This window comes from Paenibacillus sp. BK720, assembly GCF_011761545.1.
Classification (GTDB): Bacteria; Bacillota; Bacilli; order Paenibacillales; family Paenibacillaceae; genus Pristimantibacillus.
The window spans coordinates 114,401-135,208 of record NZ_JAASRQ010000001.1; the positions used below are offsets into that span (position 1 = coordinate 114,401).

Consider the following 20,808-nt stretch of genomic DNA (forward strand, 5'->3'; position numbering starts at 1 on the left):
AGAGACAGAGCAATTTCAAACAGGAATTAGGAGGAAGTAAGAAATGACAGTTACACAAAAATCGATTGAACAGCTGTCGATCGACACCATCCGTACGCTGGCAATCGACTCCATCGAGAAAGCAAAATCCGGACATCCAGGCATGCCTATGGGCGCAGCTCCAATGGGCTACCAGCTGTTCGCGAAAAACATGACGCATAATCCGTCGAACCCGACTTGGATTAACCGCGACCGTTTCGTTCTGTCCGCAGGACACGGTTCGATGTTGCTCTATAGCCTGCTTCACCTGAGCGGTTACGATCTTCCTCTCGAAGAGCTTCAAAACTTCCGTCAATGGGGCTCCCTGACTCCGGGTCACCCTGAATTCGGCCATACGGCCGGCGTTGACGCAACAACCGGTCCGCTTGGACAAGGCGTTGCGATGGCTGTAGGCATGGCCATGGCAGAAGCTCATCTGGCGGCTACTTACAACAAAGAAGGCTTTGATATTGTTAACCACTTCACATACTCCATTTGCGGCGACGGCGACCTGATGGAGGGCATCTCCCATGAAGCGGCTTCCTTCGCAGGCCACCTGAAGCTTGGCAAATTGGTTGTTCTGTATGATTCGAACGATATCTCCCTTGACGGCGCACTTGACCTGTCGTATTCCGAAAGCGTTCAAAAACGTTTCGAAGGCTACGGCTGGCAAGTTCTTCGCGTGGAGGACGGCAACGACCTGAACGCATTGTCCAAGGCAATCGCCGAAGCGCAAGCGGAAACTGGCAAACCGACCTTGATCGAAGTTAAAACCGTTATCGGTTACGGCAGCCCGAACAAAGGCGGCAAAGGCGGACACGCAGGTCCTCACGGTTCCCCGCTGGGCGCTGACGAGACTAAGTTGACGAAGCAATTCTACGGCTGGAACGAAGACGATCAGTTCCATGTACCTGACGAAGTTCGCGCTCACTTTGCTGAAGTGAAGCAGAACGGCGAGAAAGCAAACGCTGCTTGGAACGAGCAGTTCGAAGCTTACAAAAAAGCATATCCAGAGCTAGCGGCTCAATTCGAGCTGGCTACTTCCGGTCAATTGCCTGAAGGCTGGGATAAGGACCTGCCTAAATACACAACGGAAGACAAGCCGCTGTCGACTCGCGTAGCATCGGGTAACGCTCTGAACGGTCTCGTTCACAACGTACCTGCTCTGGCTGGCGGTTCCGCTGACCTTGAGAGCTCGACAATGACTCACCTGAAAGGTTTGGCACAATTCAAACCAGGCAGCTACGACGGCCGCAACATCTATTACGGCGTTCGCGAGTTCGGCATGGCTGCAGCAATGAACGGCATGAGCCTTCATGGCGGCATGAAAGTATTCGGCGGTACGTTCTTCGTATTTACCGACTACCTGCGTCCGGCTATCCGTCTGGCTGCCCTGATGAAACAACCTGTAACTTACGTTCTGACGCATGACTCGATCGCCGTTGGCGAAGACGGTCCTACGCATGAACCGATCGAGCAACTGGCTTCGATCCGCATCATTCCTGACCTGACGGTTATCCGTCCTGCTGACGCGAACGAAACTTCCGCGGCTTGGGCTTATGCGGTTGAGAACCAAAGCGGCCCGGTAGCGCTTGTTCTGACTCGCCAAAACCTGCCTGTACTGGAAGGTACGGTTGAAGGCGTTCGCGAGAACCTGAAGCGTGGCGCGTATGTGGTATCCGATGCGGCAAACGGTGCTCCGCAAGCTCAAATTATCGCTACAGGCTCCGAGGTTCAACTGGCGGTTGCGGCTCAAAAAGCGCTTGCTGAAGAGGGCATCCAAGTCCGCGTAATCAGCATGCCAAGCTGGGATCTGTTCGACAAGCAAGATCAAGCATACAAAGATTCCGTTATCCTGCCTGAAGTCAAAGCTCGCGTAGCCGTCGAAATGGCTCATCCGTTCGGCTGGGATCGTTTCGTTGGCGACAAAGGCGTGGTTATCGGCATCGACCGCTTTGGCGCATCCGCACCTGGCGACCGCGTGATCAAAGAATACGGCTTCACGGTTGAGAACGTAGTAAGCAAAGTGAAATCGGTTCTGTAATTTAATAAGCTATTGGCGTAGAGGAGCTAACCATACCATGTCGCAATTTGAAAACGTAACGGTTGTCAAAGAAGCAAATGTTTACTTTGACGGTAAAGTAACCAGCCGCGCTGTCCTGTTCGCGGACGGCACGAAAAAAACGCTTGGCATTATGCTTCCTGGCGACTACGAGTTCGGCACGGACTGCATTGAGATTATGGAAATTCTGGCTGGAGACCTGAAAGTGCTGCTCCCTGGCGAAACAGAGTGGGTACACATCCAAGGCAAAGGTGAATTCACCGTTCCGGCCAACACGAAGTTCAAGCTTCAAGTAGCGGCTGTATCCGATTACTGCTGCTCTTACATCTACGAATAGCATCAAATGACAAGGGGCCGTCCCATCGTCTTGACGATGGGACGGCCCCTTTTATTCGGTTAAACAGCAAAGTACGCATTCGAATGTTCTTCCGATCGCCATTGCTCGGGGATTCCATGAATGAATATAGAGTGGTTGGAATCCCCGAGCAAAAGCGAACACTAACGTTTCTCCAGAATCATTCGAATTGCTACCTTTGCAATTAACCTATTCATTTCAAAGGCAAGAAGAGATTATTATTTTTTTTCGCCGATCTTACGGCCGATCCATTGCTCGTAGGCTTGCGTTACGCTGCTCATGTCGAGCTCGCCGAGACCCATGGAGTCGCCGATCTGGAACAGGCTTTTTGCGGCCTCCAGCATCGGCGTAGGCACCTTCAGTCCATCCGAAAGCACGGAGGAGAGGCGGAGATCCTTCAGCATCAGCGCGAGGGAGAACTGGACGTCGTAATCGCTGGCAAGCACCTTCTCGCCCTTCAGCTCGGCCGTACGGCTTGCTGCGCCGCCGGATTGGACAAGCTCGAGGAATGCGCTGCCGTTGATGCCGCCGCTAGCCGCAATCGCCATGCCTTCGGCCAGGGCCGCCATATTGATGCCCACGATGGTATTATGCGCAAGCTTTGCCGTTGCGCCGCTGCCGTTATCGCCCATATAGATGATCTTACGGCCCATAGCGGTCAGAACCGTTTCGACCTCTTTCAGCTTCTTCTCGGGACCGCCAACCATAAACGTCAACGTGCCGCCTTCCGCCGCCGGCTTGCTTCCTGTAACCGGAGCATCAAGGAAAGATGCGCCCTTCGACTCTGCCGTTTCCGTAAGCTCTAGAGCGAGAGAAGGAGAAATGGTGCTGCTGTCGATCAGAACGGTACCCGGACGGACTGCGCCAAAAATCCCGTTTTCTCCATAATAAACTTCGCGGATTGCCGCATCGTTGCTGATCATCGTAATGACGATTTCGGCCTCGCGGACCGCGTCGGCCGGAATTGCCGCTTCGCTTGCCCCGCAAGCGATCAGCTCCCCGGCTTTGCCGGCAGTCCGGTTGTAGACCGTAACCTCGAAACCGCTGCGAAGCAGGTTCGCAGCCATCCCGTATCCCATAACGCCTAGGCCGATAAATCCGATTTTTTTCATGTACAGTTCCCTCCAGTGTATCTTTAGGTTCTAAGTAATAATCACTTTTATCTCCTATCATAGCTTAGATTCGGGCGGAATGAAACTTGCCCGGCCGTCAAGGGACGGTGAAGCCGTTTCACCTTATTAAGTTAAATATTACCTCAAGCCATAAAAGCTTTTACTAATCATTATAGATAATCTGCATACCTTTTTCATGGTTTGTTGCTTGTTTTTCAAATCTAAATCCGATATTCTAAAGGCTAAGTAAGACAGGTAATTGAAAAATAGTATCAGGGAGGCTTTTCTTTCATGAGTAAAACGGTAAAATTCGATTACACTAAAGCGCTTGGCTTTATTGGACAACATGAAATTGACAATCTGTCGGAACAAGTTCGTATCGCCCACGAACAATTACATAATGGTACTGGCGCAGGCTCCGACTACCTCGGTTGGATCGACCTTCCTAACAATTATGATAAAGAAGAATTCGCCCGCATCAAGCAATCCGCGGAAAAAATCAATTCCGATTCCGAAGTGCTCGTGGTTATCGGTATCGGCGGTTCTTACCTCGGCGCGCGAGCGGCGATCGAGATGCTCTCGAATTCCTTCTACAACCTGCAAACCAAAGAACAGCGCAAAACTCCGCAAGTTCTGTTCGCGGGCAACAACATCAGCTCGACTTACGTGACGCATCTGCTTCAATTGCTGGATGGCCGCGATTGGTCGATCAACGTCATTTCCAAATCCGGCACAACAACGGAGCCGGCTATCGCGTTCCGTATTTTCCGCGAAGCTCTCGAGAGCAAATACGGCAAAGAGGAAGCTCGCAAACGGATCTATGCTACCACTGACCAAGCTAAAGGCGCCCTGAAAAAGCTGGCGACCGAAGAAGGCTACGAGTCGTTTGTTATCCCTGACGACGTAGGCGGACGTTACTCCGTGCTCACAGCGGTAGGTCTTCTGCCAATCGCCGTTGCGGGCATCGACATCGACGCGATGATGCAAGGCGCGGCGGACGCATCGAAAGAATACAGCAACCCGAACCTCGCCGAGAACGAGGCCTATCAATACGCTGCGGCGCGCAACGCGTTGTACCGCAAAGGCAAAGTAACGGAAATCCTCGTGAACTACGAGCCTAACCTGCACTTTGTATCCGAGTGGTGGAAGCAGCTCTTCGGCGAAAGCGAGGGCAAAGACTACAAAGGGATCTATCCGGCATCCGTTGACTTCTCGACAGACCTGCACTCGATGGGTCAGTTTATCCAAGAGGGCAACCGGAATATCTTCGAAACGGTTATCCAAGTGAATGAAGTTTCCGAGCACATCACAATCGGCAACGATCCTGCGGACCTCGACGGACTAAACTTCCTGACAGGCAAAACGATGGACTTCGTTAACAAGAAAGCATTCCAAGGCACGCTTCTGGCTCATACGGACGGACAAGTACCTAACTTTATCGTCAACATCGCCGACATGACGCCTTATACGTTTGGTTACATGGTGTACTTCTTCGAGAAAGCCTGCGGCATCAGCGGTTACCTGTCGGGCGTGAATCCGTTCGACCAACCGGGCGTAGAGGCATACAAACGCAATATGTTCGCGCTGCTTGGCAAACCAGGCTACGAGAAGGAAAAGGCTGAGCTCGAAGCTCGTCTGTAATGCTGGAGCGTTATTCTACGGTTCGAGGTCCGGGCAGCGAAGAGGTCGTTATCAAGAAGTCCCGTTTCATCGGCTACGCAAAGCCGGTGGAGACGGAGGAGGAAGCCGTTTCGTTTATCGACGAGATCAAAAGGCTTCACCGGGCAGCCACCCATAACTGCTCGGCTTATGTAGTCGGAGAACGCGATCAGCATCAGAAAGCCTCCGATGACGGAGAGCCTAGCGGGACGGCCGGCAAGCCAATCCTTGAGGTCATCAAGCATAAAGGCTTAAAAAACGTGGCGGTTGTGGTTACCCGTTATTTCGGCGGGATCATGCTTGGTGCCGGCGGTCTGGTCCGCGCTTATACGGACGGCGCGGTAGCCGGAATCGAAGCAGCCGGCGAAATCGTGAGGGTGCTGCACCGGGAGGTTTTTGTCGACGTGGACTATACCTGGTACGGCAAAGTGGAGAACGAGCTCCACGGCCGGGGTACGCGTCTTGGCGGCACCGAATTTACGGACCGCGTTACGGTGAAATGCCTGCCCGTTGTATCGGAGGCCGACGCTTTCGTGGCGTGGATGACCGATTTAACGCAAGGACAAGCGGTCATTACGGAAGGCGAAGAGCTTTATTATATCGAAGGCGAATAAGAAAAGCCGCCCGTTGTCTTAGGTACAAGACAGCGGGCGGCTTTTTTCTATTTTCTAAGTAATATTGCTACAGTAAAATTGGACGGCCTGATTACGCATAAAATGTAAATATGGGATTGACTAGACCAGTTGTTCTCTGCTAAATTTAGAATACCAAGTGATCTAATAGGAATTCTGTATTTACTATTGATTAAGTATAAGCAAACACCTACGGTTCGAACCGGTGGTTTGGAGGTCATAAGCAGCATGAATGTCATGTTTCGCAGCAAATGGTGGAGCTTCGGATTCCGGAGCGCGATTATGCTCTATTTTATTGTATTAATTGTACTTCCCATTATCGGAATTTATACGCAGTCGCTATCCGGAGGGTTTGTTCCTTTCTGGGAGAGTATATCGGATCCCCTGGCTTGGAAGGCTGTACTGCTGACCATTAAGCTGGCGCTTATCGCAACTGTCATTAACGTGCTGCTGGGTTCTATGATCGGATGGGTGCTTATCCGGTATCGGTTTCCGGGAAGACGGATTTTGAACAGTTTGGTTGACCTGCCGTTCGCTCTACCGACAGCCGTAACCGGGCTAATGATTCTGCTTTTGCTTGGCCCGGGCAGCTTTGTCGGCGAACTGGCTTCGAAGATGGGCTTTACGATTGTTTTCCATCAGCCGGCGATTGTGATCGCAATGGTTTTTGTTACGTTTCCGTTTGTGATCCGGGCGGTTCAGCCGCTGCTTGAGGAGATCGACAAATCGGAAGAAGAAGCGGCCTACACGATGGGCGCAAGCAAATTCCGAACCTTTTTTAGCGTTATCTATCCTTCCATGCTGCCGGGAGTAATCAGCGGTGCGATGCTGGCCTTCTCAAGAGCGCTGGCGGAATTCGGGGCTGTTGTATTGGTAGCGGGCAATATCCCGGGCAAGACGCTGATTGCCGCCGTTTATATTTTTGGAGAAATTGAAAGTGACAATCCGCAAGGGGCCGCGGCGGTTTCGGTATTGCTGCTGACGCTTTCGTTTATCATTTTATGGACGGTCAACCTGATTCAATCGAGGAGGCCGGGAAAATGACAATTAGACGGACGTGGATTGGACTTTCTTATATCGTGTTTACCTTATTGCTGATTATTCCGCTTATCGAGATCTTTACGGGCTCATGGGCGGACGGCTGGAGCGGCTTTGTTGAAGGGTTAACCCGCAAGCAATCGCTTCATGCTCTGCAGATGACGGCCATTATCGTTGTTGTGGTAACGGCTATTAACACCGTATTTGGCGTTATGCTGGCGCTTTATCTGGTTCGCGCCCATTGGATCGGACCACGCATGAAGCGGCTGCTTAACAGCATCGTGGATCTGCCGTTTGCCGTGTCGCCGGTTATCGGCGGTTTGATGATTGTTCTGTTGTTAGGTCCTAATACCGTCATCGGTTCTTTTTTCGAGGATGCGGGATTTAAAGTCGTTTACGCCCTGCCGGGGATGATTCTTGCCTCCCTGTTCGTGACCTTCCCGCTGATGGTACGCGAGGTGCTGCCGGTTCTACAGGAGATTGGCGCCCAGCAGGAGGAAGCGGCCTCTACTCTAGGCGCATACTCGTGGTATACGTTCTGGAAGGTGACTTGGCCGTCTATCCGCTGGGGCGTGATCTACGGCGTTGTACTGACGGTAGCAAGAACGCTAGGCGAGTTTGGCGCGGTGCTTGTCGTATCGGGCAATATTATGAACAAGACGCAAACGGCTACTACGCTCGTGTATCAGGATGTCGAGAATTTTAATGTTGTAGAAGCAAACGGCGTAGCCCTAGTGCTTGCCGTATTCTCCGTAGGCCTTCTCCTGTTAATGGAATGGGCGAAAAAACGAAAGGAAGTGCATTAAGCCATGCATATTGAAGTTCGTAACTTGAGCAAAAGCTTTGGCGATTTCCACGCCGTGCAGGACGTCAGCTTCGAGATTGAAAAAGGTCATCTGATCGGGCTTCTCGGTCCAAGCGGCGGCGGCAAAACATCGATTCTTCGTATGCTGGCAGGCCTTGAGACGCCAACTTCCGGGGATATCCTGTTCCATGGGAAGCGGGTTAACGATCTGCCTCCGCAGGAGCGCGGGATTGGCTTCGTATTCCAGAATTATGCTTTGTTCAAGCATATGACCGTATATGACAATATCGCTTTTGGGCTGAAGGTGAAAAAGCAGACCAAAGAACAAATCCGCGAGCGCGTATCGACGCTGGTTGAGCTGACGGGTCTAAAAGGCTTCGAGCACCGTTACGTGCACCAGCTGTCCGGCGGCCAGCGCCAGCGTGTGGCTTTCGCCCGCGCGCTTGCCCCGGAGCCGCAGCTGCTGCTGCTTGACGAGCCGTTTGCGGCGATTGACGCCAAGATTCGTACCGAGCTGCGGACCTGGCTGAAAGAAATGATCGAGCGCGTAGGCATCACTTCCATCTTCGTTACCCATGACCAGGACGAAGCGATTGAAGTAGCGGATGAGATTATGATCATCGGCAAAGGCAAGCTGGAGCAGAAAGGCACGCCGTGGGAAATTTACAAAAATCCGGAAACGCCGTTTGTCGCAAGCTTTATTGGCGAATCGACGATCGTGGAGGACGTTAAAGTATTAAAAGGCTTTGATGCCGCATTGTCCTATCCGGGAACAAAAGCTCTCATTCGTCCCGAATATATCGAGATTGGCAAGCCGGGTGAGATCCGCCTGCAGTCCGCGACCGTAAACGCAACGGTAAAGGCCTTGCATTTCCGCGGCAGCGAGTGGATGGTCGAACTGCTTGTAGACAACGTAAAGCTTATTACGTACCGTTCGCTGGAGAAGGAAGTGCTGCAGCCCGGCGAGCAGGTTAGCGTGCTTGTCCATCGCGCGTACCTCTTTAACGATAACGACAGCTGGATTATGGAAAACAGTCTGAAGGTTGACCCAATGCCGATTCATATCTAAGTACTCATCTTAGTGGAAAGAGTTGTATACGAACATGAATATAAATCGAAGAGCAAGCCGGCGGATTGCCGTACTGCTCCTGGCCGTACTGCTGATTATGACAGCAGGCTGCGGCAAGGAGGAGACGAGGCAGCCCGCCGAGTCTACCGCACAAGACGGTGATGTAACGCTTGTCATCGGTGCCTACTCCGTAGTGAAGGATGCGTTCAGCGAGATTCTGCCGCAGTTCCAGGCTTATTGGAAAGAGCAGACAGGTCAGAAGGTTGTATTCCAGGAATCGTACGAAGCTTCGGGGACGCAGGCACGCGCCATAGCCGGAGGCTTCGAGGCGGATGTCGCGATTCTTGCGATGGAAGGCGATCTGGATAAAATCTCGGATGCAGGCTTCATTACGCATGATTGGAAGTCGCAGCCGAATAATGGCTTGATTACGAAATCGATCGTTGTCCTCGGGACCAGAGAAGGCAACCCCAAAGGGATTAAGGACTGGGATGACCTCCCCCGCAAAGGCGTAAAGGTGCTTTATCCGAATCCCAAAACGTCCGGCGGCGCGCAATGGGATATCAACGCCATTTATGGGGCAGGGCTTAAGAAATCGGAGGAAGAGACGGGGACAAAAGATCCGGCCTTTGCCAAGAAATATTTGGAGTCGATTCATAAGAACGTGGAGTCTCTCGATAAGAGCGGGCGCGCTTCCATGGCGGCGTTCGAATACGGAGTTGGCGATGTTATCGTCACTTACGAGAACGAGCTGCTTGGCCGCATTATGAATGGCGTCAAGTATGACGTCGTTGTTCCGAAGAACACGATCCTGATCGAGAACCCGGCTGCCGTCGTGGATAAAAACGTCGATAAACACGGTTCGCGCAAAGTGGCCGAAGCGTTTATCTCGTATCTGCAAAGCGAAGAGGCGCAACGTACGTTCGTCAAATACGGCTTCCGTTCGGTAGACGATAAGGTAGCCGAAGAGTCTAAGGACAAGTATGTCGTGCCGGAAGGTTTGTTCGATATCTCTTATCTGGGCGGCTGGAAGGAAGTCCGTCAGAATCTGTACTCGAAGAAGGGCATCTGGTATCAGGTGCTTGCGGGAATCTAGAACGGATAAGATAAAAAAACTCCATGGCGGAAGCGTCGCTTCCCCGTGGAGTTTTTTTTGAATTTCTCCGGATTGAAACGCGCCTCCCCACCGAAGGACGGCGAAGCCGTTTCACCTTATTGCGCCTGTTTATTTGGCTGCAGGCTGGAGCACGAATTTCTCGATGACATGACGAACGCCCTCTTCGTTATTCGTCAGCGTAATATAATCCGCGATTTCCTTCAGCTTCGGCGTGGCGTTGCCCATAGCGACGCCAAGACCGGCCGCTTCAATCATTTCATGGTCATTCCATGCATCGCCAATCGCGATGGTCTGCTCGACCCCGCAGCCCAAATGCTCGGCCATAAAGCGAAGAGCATGGCCTTTGGTGCCTTCCTTGTGCATAAACTCGAGATAATGAGGCTTGGATTTCGTAATATGGACTCGGTCGCCGATAATCGGCTTTAACTCTTCGGCCAGCCGGTCCAGATAGGCAGGATCGTCGATAATGAGCATTTTATTATTAGGCTTGTCGAGCAATGCTTCGAAATCCTCGGCCACGACATACGGGATATTCGTCAGCGTGGAATAGTTGACCGCTTTTTCGTTGGCTTCCTTCACGTATAAAATATCGTCCGCATAGAGCTGCAAATGCAGGCCGCGCTGCTCGGTGATCGCGTACAGCTCCTTCGCCGCATCCTGCGGCACGCAGCGCTCGTAGAGCACTTCTCCATCCAGGAGCGTCTTCACAAGCGAGCCCTGATAAGTAATGATCGGAACGTTCAGCCGGATTTGATCGGCGATTTTTTTGGCCGAGGCGTACATCCGCCCCGTAGCCAGAGTGACGGTTACGCCTAACGCAATGGCGTCCTCCATCGCTTTTTTCGTGCCTTCGGTCACGATTAATTCGTCATTAAGAAGCGTATCATCGACATCGATTGCGATTAATTTGTACATGTTCTCTCTCCTGTCTCTATTCGTCCAACAAAAGCTAGGTTGATTGTAGCGAAAAACATAGCCGTCTTCAACCCTATATCATGAAGGGGGATCATCCGGCCCATTTGCTCAGCGGACCCCAAATAAGCTACATTAGAATACAGAACATCAGTCATAGTCAGGAGTGACCTTAGTGAAAGAAATCTCGAATGAGGCAGCGAAGCAGCGGATTATAACGTTTGCGGTTCTTGGGGCATTACTATTTACGATTATCGGATTTATTCTTGGCTGGCTCTGGATGGAGGTACGGTACCCGATGCTGAAGGAGCCCGCATTCCGTAATTTCACGGTGTCCTATAACACCATCATGGATAAATACTTAAACGGCGCGAAGTCGGAGGACCTCATTAACGGCGCCTCCCAAGGCATGCTGGCGTCGCTTGGCGATCCTTACTCCAGGTATCTGGTCAAGGAGCAGGGCAGCGCTTATACGCAAGGCTACGAAGGGGAATTCTCCGGAGTGGGCATTACGCTTCAGGAAGCTGACGGCAAGTTTATCGTGGCCAGCGTGACGGAAGGCGCGCCGGCCGAGCGCGGAGGCGTTCATGCGGGGGATGAGATCGTAGGCGTGAACGGGGCCTCGATCAAAGGCAAGGAATACGATGACGTGATCACCGTTCTCCGTGGAGATGCCGGTACCAAGGTAAAGCTGTCCCTTCAACGGGGAGACGCAGCCAAGCCGATTGAGGTAGAGCTGACAAGGGAAGCAATCGCTGTACATACGGTAACCTCGGAAATGCTCAGCGGCGGCATCGGGCATGTAACGATCTCGAAGTTCGGGGAGAAGACCGACGACGAGTTCAAGACCGAGATAGAGAAGCTGCAAAAAGAAGGAATGAAGAAGCTGCTGCTGGACCTCCGCTCGAATCCCGGCGGCTTGCTGCAATCCACGATCCAGATCGCGAATATGCTTGTGCCTAAGGATAAGGCTATACTTGAGGTTGTCTACAAGAACAACTCCAAGACGATCACGTACCGGTCGAAGCAGGATAAGCCGTGGACGATTCCGATCGTTGTTCTTGTCAACGGTCAATCCGCAAGCGCCAGCGAGGTGCTGACGGCAGCGCTGAAGGAGTCCGCCGGCGCGACGGTTGTTGGCGAGAAGACCTTCGGCAAAGGCATTGTGCAGACCTTCCAGCAGTTCAAAGACAAATCGGTGCTCAGCCTGACGGAAGCCCAATGGAAAACGCCGGGCGGCACCTGGATCCATAAGCAGGGCGTGACGCCGGACGTGACGGTAGCGTTGCCCGCATTCGCAAGCCTCAGCCAGCTTCCGTTCGGAACGGAGCTTAAGACGGGAAGCTACGGCGAGAACGTCAAGACGCTCCAGCTGATGCTGCAGGAGCTGGGTTATACGCCTGTCGGAGATATCGGCTTGTTTAACGGGCAGACCGCGGATGCATTGATCCGATTCCAGAAGGATAACAAGCTGGAGGCAACCGGAACGTTTAACGACATGACGGGCTACCGGATTCTCGAGTTGTTAAGCGACAAGCTCAAGGGCGAGGATACGCAGCTTCGCAAAGGGATCGAAATTTTGAATAGTAAATAATTCTGCCGAATTCGCTATTGACAACGGGAATGATAATTATTATCATTCATAGAGGAAAGCATTACACCGTTGCGCAGCGAGGTGAGCCGGTTTGAAGAAGATCAAATATTGCACCCGGAATTTGAAGAACGGAACGAAGCCCGTTTACAAGGCGATGAAGAGCAAATATCCGGACATAAAGATGAAGAAGAAGGACTGTCTTGGCAACTGCAGAACCTGCAAGCGCGAGAGCTTTGCCATGATTAAATCCAGAAGCATCTGCGCGTCGAGCCCGGATCAGCTGTACAAGGAATTGAAGAAATTGATCGGCTAAGCAAATAATTTGGATAATATTGCATGGGACGGCTTTTGCCGTCCTTTCCGTTTGTGTTAGAATAAGACCAAACAAGAAAAAGAGGTGCATAAGCGATGAATGATAAATTAGCGGAAGCGCTCAATGAGCAGATGAATTTTGAATTTTATTCGGCGCATGTGTATCTTGCAATGGCAGCCTATTGCTCCGGCGAAAGTCTCGATGGATTCGCGAACTTCTTCATTATTCAAGCGGAGGAAGAGCGGTTCCATGGTATGAAAATATACAAATTCCTGAATGACCGCGGCCGCCGCGCTACGCTTACCGCGCTGGGCGAACCAAAGAACGAATACGAATCCATGCTTGACGCCTTCCAGCATGGCTACGCGCATGAGCAGCAAAATACGAAGCGCTTCTACAACCTGGCGGATCTTGCGCTTAACGACCGCGAGCACGCAACGATGTATTTCCTGAAATGGTTCATCGACGAGCAGGTCGAAGAAGAAGCGTTGTTCGATAATATTATCCAGAAGCTGAAGCGCATCGATAAAGACAGCAACGCCTTCTACATGCTGGACGCGGAATTCGCGCAGCGCTCGTTCGTAGCTCCGGCAGAATAATAGTCGTCATGAAGAAACGGGACCTGGCAGCAGGTCCCGTTTTTTTATGATAAAGATGGGGGAAATAGAATGTTTATCGCACAGCGCATTTTAGGATATGCGGCTCTTTTATTTGGTCTTCTGATTTCCTTTTCGGGACAAATTGCAGAAGCCGGGATGTTCGCCGCTGCCGGTTTTGTGCTTGTCTCGCTAGCCGAGCTGGTTCGGCTGCAGCAAGGAATGTATCATCTGGCCTTAGGTCTGCCGCTCAGAAATGAACAGATTCATAGAATACTTAGACGAACTCCGCCGGTCATAGTGACCTCAACGACCTTGTCGATTCATCCCTTTAATGAGACCGAATATCCGCTGCTGGAGCTTCAAGGGGAAGCCTATTTACGGGTAAAAGCTTTTATTCCCTATATCGAGCAGTCCGAAACGGAGTACCGTTTCACCTTTCCGGATTCGGCGCCTGTTCTGCTGATTTGCGATCCCCGTTACAGTCAAGGAAGCCGCTTGTTCCAATACAATGACCAAGTATTCGTCAAGCTGTCGGCGCTGCCTCTTTCGATAGAGAAGGAAGGAGACCGACTCCGGGTTGAGGTCGCAGCTCAGCGGCATCAGCTGTAAGCATTAATGATAAAAGAGGATACCGCCGCGGGCTTGCCGCGGTAATAAGCGGGGGAGCTGATATACAGCTCCTCTTCCGCTCTTGTGACGGCGACGTAAGCGAGGCGACGTTCCTCTTCCAGCGCAGCCTCCCCAACATTGTCGCCGGCCTGAATAGCGCTTCTGTCGCTATTCTTCTCAGCGGTGATGGCCGAGCTATGCGGAAGAATCCCTTCGGATACGCCGCATACAAAGACGACCGGAAATTCCAGCCCTTTAGACTTGTGAATGGTCATAAAGTTGACCGCGTCGGCATTGCGGCTGTCTGGCTTCATCCGTTTCATCTCTTCGTGCTTTGCCGCAATCTCGTCGATAAAAGCAAGGAAAGCCGCAATGCCGTCAAACCGTTTAGCCGATGCCTCAAGCTCGTCCAGCATTTCCTTCAAGGACTCCTTATGCTCGGTCAAGGCAGGTCCGCTTTTGTTCGCTTCAATAAATTGATCGTAGAATTCCATGCGAAGCCGCCGGATCGCCGTCTCCGGCTTCAGCTTTTCCAGGGAACGGATTAATTTGATCCGTTCTTTTATTTTATCCTGATGGAAAGACTTAATCTCGGGGAACCGGGTCAGATGGATAAGCGGCCATTTCTTGGCCTGCTTCTTATCCTCATTCCATATAAACGCCATCGCCTGATCCGGCTTGACGTACATCGTGGCGAGCATCGCTTCCATCGCGTCAAAGTTGCGGCGGTCGACGGACAAGCGCAGATGGGCGATAACCGGCTTGACGACCCATTGCTCATACAGAGATTCGCCGCTGCCGTAGTCGATAAAAGGGACCTGACGGATCACCAGCTGATCGAATACCGCCCGGCTGCTGCTGGCTGTCCGGAACAGAATGGCGAAATCGCGGAACGAGCGGCCTTTTTTCTCCTTCTGCTGAAGCAGCGTGTTAACGATCAGATCCGCTTCGTCGTCGCAGTTGCCGGGTCTCGCATACACGGGCGGAAGGCCGTGGGGCTTCGCCGTCAGCAGGGTTTTGCTGCGCCGCTGCTTATTATGACGGATAACGGCGTTGCCAAGGCCAACGATGCCGGAGCCGGAGCGGTAATTGACGTCGAGAATGATGTTCCTGGCGCCGGGGAACTGCTTCTCGAAATTCAGAATATAATCGTTGCGCGCTCCGTTAAAGGAGTATATCGTCTGATCGTCGTCGCCCACCACCATCAGATTCCGGTGGGTCTGAACGAGAAGCTTGATGATCTCGTACTGAATCGTATTGGTATCCTGGAATTCATCGATCATGACGTAACGGAACCGGTTCTGCAGCATGGCCAGCAGGTTCTCGTCCCGCTTCAGCAGCTGATACGCTTCAAGCAGCATATCATCGTAATCGATCAGGTCCAATTGGCGTTTCCATTCTTCATAACTGGTAAAGATAAGCTTAAGCTGCCGATCCTCTTCCGTCTTCTCCGGAAGTTCCGGAACGGCAATCATCTGCATCTTGTAGGAGGAGAGGAGCGAAATGAGCGTCTCCGGCTGGTACGTCTCGTGCAAATTCCGTTCGCGCAGCAGCCGTTTGAAGTAAATCTGCTTGCGTCCGGTTTCGCCCAGGATGTTCTGCTTGTATCCGCGTCTGCGCAGCATAAGAAGACAGAACGAATGGAAGGTGCGGGCTTCAATCCGGGATGCGGCCGCGCTTCCTATATCCGGGAGCTGGCTGATCCGCAGCTTCATTTCGTCGGCTGCTTTTTTGGAGAAGGTCATGAGCAGAAGCTGCTGGGGCGGGATGCCGCGGACGGCCAGCATGTACCCGGTCCGGCAGACGAGGACGGAGGTTTTGCCCGAGCCTGCGCCGGCTAATGTCAGGATGGGCCCGTCGATATGGCGCACCGCAGCGATCTGCCGCTCGTTCAGCCGGATCCCTTGCTTCTCCAAAGCGCGGAAATAGAAGGCGTCCTTGTCGGAAGGCGGGATCAGCTGCTCGCTTGTATCCGCGGAAGCGTGGGCGGCTGGTGTATAATTTTTGTTAACAACGCCGTATGGGCGTTTGTAATAGATCTTATTGTTGGAAGTTGTTGCTTTGTTCATCGTCTGTAATCACCTGTTGTCGATTATAGCATGATAGAATGGATGTTCGTACCGTATAAACCGAAATTACTAATAGTTGGAGAGGAATGAGGCAGCATGATTGGACCGGCAGGCAAGGAAGACGTGGAGCAAGTAATGCCGCTGCTGCATGAGGCTATCGGCAATATCGCCTGCTCGCTTGCGGGAGTGGAGGATGAAGCGGAAGCGATGCGGATCTTGGCGGAATTCTATATCGAAGAGGGGAACCGGGTCAGCTACAGGAATGTATTCGCGGACAAAAGAGACGGCGTGGTTGCCGGTATATTGGTTTGCTATCCGGGGGACGATGCCGAGCAATTGGATCAGCCCTTAGTCGAGCGCGTGGAGCGCGTAACCGGAATTCAGGATTATACGATTTTGACGGAAACGCGCCCGGGCGAGTTTTACCTGGACTCGATTGCCGTCCATTCCTCGTTCCGCAACCAAGGCATTGCCAAGGCGCTGATGGCTGCTTTCGAACGGGAGGCCGTGAAGCAAGGCTATCGGCTGGTCTCCTTGATTGTCGAAGAATACAACGGCCAGGCAAGGCTGCTTTACGAGAAAATGGGCTACAGCGCAGACGGCGAGCTTCTTATTAGCGGACACCGTTATACGAGAATGGTAAAGACTGTATCCGCAGAATAAAGGCGAGGAAAGAAGGAATGCGGCGAGTTATGTCGAAACTGTAGAACCGGCGTAATTATTACAAACGTAACGGGTGATACATAATGAACCTAATCCCTTCCTCTTGGAGTACCCCGACTTTTAGTTGTGAAGATTTGCAGCCATTTGAAATTGGTCTTGTGCAGGAGCTGTACATGGCAAGCGCGCCGGTTGTCTTGTGGGACGGGAAAGAGCATGATCCTCATTATATCGAGCGTTCCTATCATGAAGGCATACTGCCGGAAGGCGGCGTGAAGGACAAGTTCCGGATCCAGGCCATCAGGCTGAAAACAACGGAAGAAATCGTTGGGTTCCTTAGCGTTTATCACGGCTATCCGCATCGGGATTCGCTTTATCTGGCGATGATGTGCATCAGCGGGGACTTTCAGAATCAGGGCTACGGCCAGGAAGTCATGAAGCATTTTCTGCTGGAGATCGGTCTTCTTGGTTACTCGGAAGTCAGGGTGAACGTATCTCTCCGCAATTGGGCAGGCTTGCGCTTCTGGACCAAATCCGGATTCAACCGCATTAGCGGCATCTTTGGCGACAAAGAATTCGCGGAGGGCAAATTTGCGGATATCGAGCTGATTAATCGGTGGTCACTGTGAATTTTTAGATGTCATTGTGTAATAATGATAACTATGTTAAGATTATAATTATTCTAAATTATAATCATTCTAAATAAGCTTGAACACAGCGCATCGGATATTGAAACACAAGGAAAGGCGGGTGAGCTTTATTATGATCGAAGAACAAATGGAAACGATCAACCGTCAATTAAGAACAAAAGGCTACAAATTAACGCCGCAGCGCGCAGCGACTGTCCGCGTATTGCTGGAGAACGAGAAGGATCATCTCAGCGCGGAGGATGTCTACATGCTGCTGAAGCGCAGCAATCCGGATATCGGTCTGGCAACGGTTTACCGTTCCCTGGAGCTGCTGAGCGAGCTGCATGTCGTGGAAAAAGTGAATTTCGGCGACGGAGCGACGCGTTACGATCTGAGAAGCAACGATCAGGAGCATCACCATCATCATCTGATTTGTACCGAATGCGGTACGGTCGAGGAGATTATGGACGACTGGCTGCTTCCGATGGAGAACCGGATTGCGAAGGAATTCGGATTCAAGGTATTGGACCACCGCCTTGATTTCCACGGAATTTGCAAAGCCTGCAAAAGCAAAGCAAGCGACAACGACCGCAAAGCGGTGTCCTAACATAATAGGGAGCCTTGGATCATGAATGGGTCCAAAGGCTCCTTTGTTGTTTAAAAAGGCTTAACAACACGGCTTGCCGTTTATGTAGTAGCTGTCTTCCCGGTACGTTCGGAACGCAACCTCCACTTCGTCAATGCCGATCCGGGCGAGCTGCGCGGTAACGGCCTGCGCGAACCGGTCACGGACCGCTTGTCCGCGTTCGAACCAGCCCACCTCAACGAACGGATACGATTGTCCTTCCGTGAGACCGCCAAAGACGGCTGTCGTATGCAGGCATTCCATCGTAAAGTTGTCCGTTCCGCATTCGCATACGGAGGCCAGTTCCTCGGCAAGCGCCTGGCTAACCGTTGTGAGCCGGTCTGCGGGTACCCCGCGAAACAAAAGCTGCGGCATAATGCTCCCTCCTTAAAATATAGTAACTGCTTTAGCTTTCATCAACGGTGCTATCCCTTAGATTACCTTGACTTCGCCCCTCATTGCAACGGATGCGGAAGCATGGAGGGGGCGGTTGCAGAAGCCGATGCTCTTGCGTTATCGTAAAGACAAGAGCATAAAACGAAGGCCCCCTTCGGATAAGGGAGCCTGCACGCAGGGGTATCAGCTGTATTTCAGCCAAATATTGCTGAGGGCAAGAAGCGGCCAAATATAGTTGTTGCTGGCATAATGGGCATAGACGCTGCCGGGAAGAGCTCCGCCGGTCGGATACGTATAAGTCCAGTCGCGGCGGTCAAGGGACTGCAGGAGAGCTTCCACGCCGCGCTCCAAAGCGGGAGTAGGCTTAGGCAAAGCCGCGGTCAGCCCATCCAGCGCCCAAGCCGTCTGGGATGGCGTGCTGAAGTTTAAAGGAACGTAACGCCTGACTTTATCGCTGATACAGGATTCGCCCCAGCCTCCGTCTTCATTCTGGACCTGAAGCAGCCAGTCGACCCCTTTCTTGACCGCCGGATGATCCTCCGCGATGCCTACGGCCGTCAGCCCTTGAATGGCAGCGCTTGTGCCGTGTACGTAAGTAATGCCCCAGCGCCCGTACCAACTGCCGTTGCTTTCCTGCTGGGACAGGACCCAACGCAGCGTGGATTCGATCCAGCTGTTGCCGGCGTTCATGCCAAGCTCCTGGCCGAGAAATTGCAGCGTGCGCGAGGTCAGGTCGACCGTCGAAGGATCAACCGCGATATCCTTGGCCCCTTCGAAATGAAAGAAAGCTATCGGCAGCCGCGAGCCCTGCCGTTCAAACGCCGGCCAGCCGCCGTTATCATTGCGCATGGTCAGCACCCAATTCAGTCCGCGCTGCCAGTCCGCTTGCAGCTCCGGCGTGCGGGAGCTGTAGGGCTGGATGGCGCGAAGGGCGGCTGTGGTATCGTCCACATCCGGATAAAGGGTGTTTACGTTGGAGAAGCCCCAGCCTCCGGCTGGCGTGCCGGGGTTGCGGATTGCCCAGTCTCCAAGCTGGGTCTGCTGTCTTTGGCGCAGATAAGCCCCGGCGTTCTCCAGAGCGGTGGAGGTAGGATTTACTCCGGCCTTGCGCAGGGCATGAACCAGCATGGCCGTATCCCATACTTCCGAGGAGGCGATCTGCACATGGCTGTTGGCGCACATGACGGAACGGATGCCGGACACCATGCGGTGAATGAGCGGTGAATTTGTAGAATAACCAAGCATCAGAAGCGCCAGAATCATAAACATGGTAGCCGTTGTATAAGTAAGGAGCGTACCGTCCGGTTCCAGCCGTTCGAATAGAAATTGAACCGCTTTTTCCTGCGGGGTGGGCGATTCGAAAGGAAGCAGCTCCGATAGCGACAAGGAACCCACCAACGTAGCCAAGGCCGCAATCCATGGCGAATCGTTCTCGAATCGCTTGGAGCTGCCTTCGAACAGATCGGACAGATCGGGCATGGAGGCGCTATGCTGCACGAACTGGGCGTTAGCGAGCATAATGATCGGCACGATATGTACGCGGGCATGCCCGGACAAGGAAAAGAGATCGATGCCGATGCCGTTGTCGGAGAAAAAGACCTCGAGGGGAATGCGCATCGACTTTGGCCATGCCGCCTGACCTGCCGCGGCGAAGATCGCCTGCGTCAGGAGAGAGCGGATTTTGGACAAGCCGCCTTTGCTTAGAATAAACTGCTTCGCCAGCTGCATGCGGGGATCCAGTTTGTTCAAATAACCGGAATAGAGCAGCGCGAAATAAGCCTCCGCCGTCGCGTCCAGATTGCCGTCTTCTTCGTCGGGATAGATCTTCCAAGTACCGTTAGGAAGCTGCCTGCTCAGGATCCGGCTTGCGATTTGGCGGATAAGCGCCTCATCTTGGCCGTAGCCAAGCATCCGGAGAATAATGATAAAATAACTGTCCGGCATCGTGCCGGAATCAAAGCAAAGACGCCATGAGCCATCGGCTGATTGAAGCTGCAGGAGCTCGCTTCGCATCCGCTCGATCCTTGCGCGGATTCGATCCATATCCATAGTCCGCATTCATTCCTTTGCTGCGATGATATTGCTGCTAGTTATGTATATGCGGGAGCACGAAGGGAAAAGAAGAAGCCTTGCAACTTCAAGGCGTTATATTATGAAGGGAGATTCGGACCATATGTATGACATTACGATAGATTTATATAGAAATTGGATTGATACGGTGAAGGAAGTGTTCCGCGGCTCGGGACATCCGATCCCGGGGGACGTAAGCGATACGGAGGTAGCCATCCTGTATTTCCGGCAGACGGCCCAGTCGGACGAGGAGGCGGCAGTGCAGCAGCAGGCGAACGAGGAAAGGCTTCGCGGCATGCAGCAGGCGATTACGGACCATTTCGAATCGGTTATTTTGCCGGATATCCGGAAACGTACCCGCTATGAAGGCAACCGCTTCTGCTTCCAATGGGTATACAACAACGGCGAGCATATTATCGAGGAGTATTCGTCTTACCGCATCCCGGTATAGGCACGAAAAAAGAG

Annotated in this window: 21 protein-coding genes; 16 read left to right on the plus strand and 5 right to left on the minus strand. The window is 52.5% G+C overall.

Annotated elements, in window-relative coordinates:
- The first annotated feature begins 43 nt into the window (after positions 1-43).
- Positions 44-2,062, plus strand: a complete 2,019-nt coding sequence (gene tkt, locus FHT67_RS00540) for a transketolase (RefSeq protein WP_167194753.1) — start codon at positions 44-46, stop codon at positions 2,060-2,062.
- Between the two features lie 37 nt (positions 2,063-2,099).
- Positions 2,100-2,417, plus strand: coding sequence for a pyrimidine/purine nucleoside phosphorylase (ppnP, locus tag FHT67_RS00545; protein ID WP_015842878.1), 318 nt, complete (start codon positions 2,100-2,102; stop codon positions 2,415-2,417).
- Between the two features lie 236 nt (positions 2,418-2,653).
- Here ppnP and FHT67_RS00550 read toward each other — a convergent pair whose 3' ends face one another.
- Positions 2,654-3,547 (minus strand): NAD(P)-dependent oxidoreductase, encoded by an 894-nt coding sequence (locus FHT67_RS00550; protein ID WP_167194756.1) that lies wholly within the window; start codon positions 3,545-3,547, stop codon positions 2,654-2,656.
- A 291-nt stretch (positions 3,548-3,838) separates the two neighbouring features.
- Here FHT67_RS00550 and FHT67_RS00555 point away from each other — a divergent pair, with 291 nt between their 5' ends.
- From FHT67_RS00555 to FHT67_RS00580, 6 genes are all read left to right on the plus strand, one after another.
- A complete protein-coding gene (locus FHT67_RS00555; RefSeq protein ID WP_132303099.1) occupies positions 3,839-5,188 on the plus strand; it encodes a glucose-6-phosphate isomerase in 1,350 nt (449 codons plus the stop codon).
- A complete protein-coding gene (locus tag FHT67_RS00560; protein WP_132303100.1) occupies positions 5,188-5,820 on the plus strand; it encodes a YigZ family protein in 633 nt (210 codons plus the stop codon). The genes FHT67_RS00555 and FHT67_RS00560 overlap by 1 nt, the downstream gene beginning before the upstream one ends.
- A gap of 246 nt (positions 5,821-6,066) precedes the next feature.
- The gene (gene cysT / locus FHT67_RS00565; RefSeq protein WP_132303101.1) at positions 6,067-6,882 is read left to right on the plus strand and encodes a sulfate ABC transporter permease subunit CysT; all 816 of its coding nucleotides are present in this window, start codon (positions 6,067-6,069) and stop codon (positions 6,880-6,882) included.
- Positions 6,883-6,884: 2 nt separating this feature from the next.
- Positions 6,885-7,682 (plus strand): sulfate ABC transporter permease subunit, encoded by a 798-nt coding sequence (locus FHT67_RS00570; RefSeq protein WP_132305182.1) that lies wholly within the window; start codon positions 6,885-6,887, stop codon positions 7,680-7,682.
- A gap of 3 nt (positions 7,683-7,685) precedes the next feature.
- Complete coding sequence (locus tag FHT67_RS00575; protein ID WP_167194759.1) at positions 7,686-8,750, plus strand: sulfate/molybdate ABC transporter ATP-binding protein; 1,065 nt, start codon at positions 7,686-7,688, stop codon at positions 8,748-8,750.
- A gap of 34 nt (positions 8,751-8,784) precedes the next feature.
- A complete protein-coding gene (locus FHT67_RS00580; protein WP_167194762.1) occupies positions 8,785-9,846 on the plus strand; it encodes a sulfate ABC transporter substrate-binding protein in 1,062 nt (353 codons plus the stop codon).
- A gap of 129 nt (positions 9,847-9,975) precedes the next feature.
- Here the strand turns inward: FHT67_RS00580 and FHT67_RS00585 are convergent, their stop codons facing one another.
- Entirely contained in the window at positions 9,976-10,782 is an 807-nt protein-coding gene (locus FHT67_RS00585) for a Cof-type HAD-IIB family hydrolase (protein WP_132303104.1), read from the minus strand.
- 172 nt (positions 10,783-10,954) lie between these two features.
- Between FHT67_RS00585 and FHT67_RS00590 the strand changes: the two genes are divergently transcribed.
- The 4 genes from FHT67_RS00590 (at position 10,955) to FHT67_RS00605 (ending at position 13,894) form a co-directional block, all read left to right on the plus strand.
- Entirely contained in the window at positions 10,955-12,373 is a 1,419-nt protein-coding gene (locus FHT67_RS00590; protein WP_132303105.1) for a S41 family peptidase, read from the plus strand.
- A 91-nt stretch (positions 12,374-12,464) separates the two neighbouring features.
- Complete coding sequence (locus tag FHT67_RS00595) at positions 12,465-12,686, plus strand: DUF1450 domain-containing protein (RefSeq protein WP_132303106.1); 222 nt, start codon at positions 12,465-12,467, stop codon at positions 12,684-12,686.
- A 95-nt stretch (positions 12,687-12,781) separates the two neighbouring features.
- A complete protein-coding gene (locus tag FHT67_RS00600) occupies positions 12,782-13,285 on the plus strand; it encodes a ferritin (RefSeq protein WP_167194765.1) in 504 nt (167 codons plus the stop codon).
- A 69-nt stretch (positions 13,286-13,354) separates the two neighbouring features.
- Complete coding sequence (locus FHT67_RS00605; protein WP_167194768.1) at positions 13,355-13,894, plus strand: hypothetical protein; 540 nt, start codon at positions 13,355-13,357, stop codon at positions 13,892-13,894.
- Here the strand turns inward: FHT67_RS00605 and FHT67_RS00610 are convergent.
- Positions 13,885-15,963, minus strand: coding sequence for an ATP-dependent helicase (locus FHT67_RS00610; protein ID WP_167194771.1), 2,079 nt, complete (start codon positions 15,961-15,963; stop codon positions 13,885-13,887). The genes FHT67_RS00605 and FHT67_RS00610 overlap by 10 nt on opposite strands.
- A gap of 96 nt (positions 15,964-16,059) precedes the next feature.
- On the opposite strand from FHT67_RS00610, the gene FHT67_RS00615 reads away from it, so the two are divergent.
- The 3 genes from FHT67_RS00615 to fur all read left to right on the plus strand — a co-directional run bounded on the left by FHT67_RS00615 (position 16,060) and on the right by fur (position 17,859).
- Positions 16,060-16,626: a GNAT family N-acetyltransferase gene (locus tag FHT67_RS00615; protein WP_167194774.1), complete on the plus strand. Its 567-nt coding sequence runs from the start codon at positions 16,060-16,062 to the stop codon at positions 16,624-16,626.
- Between the two features lie 134 nt (positions 16,627-16,760).
- Positions 16,761-17,252 carry a GNAT family N-acetyltransferase gene (locus FHT67_RS00620; RefSeq protein WP_243711534.1) on the plus strand — a complete coding sequence of 164 codons (492 nt, stop codon included), beginning with the start codon at positions 16,761-16,763 and terminating at the stop codon, positions 17,250-17,252.
- A 136-nt stretch (positions 17,253-17,388) separates the two neighbouring features.
- Complete coding sequence (gene fur / locus FHT67_RS00625; protein ID WP_132305186.1) at positions 17,389-17,859, plus strand: ferric iron uptake transcriptional regulator; 471 nt, start codon at positions 17,389-17,391, stop codon at positions 17,857-17,859.
- Positions 17,860-17,919: 60 nt separating this feature from the next.
- On the opposite strand, the gene FHT67_RS00630 is transcribed toward fur, so the two are convergent.
- Positions 17,920-18,252, minus strand: a complete 333-nt coding sequence (locus FHT67_RS00630; RefSeq protein WP_167194777.1) for a DUF1904 family protein — start codon at positions 18,250-18,252, stop codon at positions 17,920-17,922.
- A 204-nt stretch (positions 18,253-18,456) separates the two neighbouring features.
- On the minus strand, positions 18,457-20,316 hold the full coding sequence (locus tag FHT67_RS00635) for a prenyltransferase/squalene oxidase repeat-containing protein (RefSeq protein WP_243866851.1): 1,860 nt from the start codon (positions 20,314-20,316) through the stop codon (positions 18,457-18,459).
- Positions 20,317-20,425: 109 nt separating this feature from the next.
- Between FHT67_RS00635 and FHT67_RS00640 the strand changes: the two genes are divergently transcribed.
- Positions 20,426-20,794 (plus strand): hypothetical protein, encoded by a 369-nt coding sequence (locus tag FHT67_RS00640; protein ID WP_243866852.1) that lies wholly within the window; start codon positions 20,426-20,428, stop codon positions 20,792-20,794.
- The last annotated feature ends 14 nt before the right edge of the window (positions 20,795-20,808 follow it).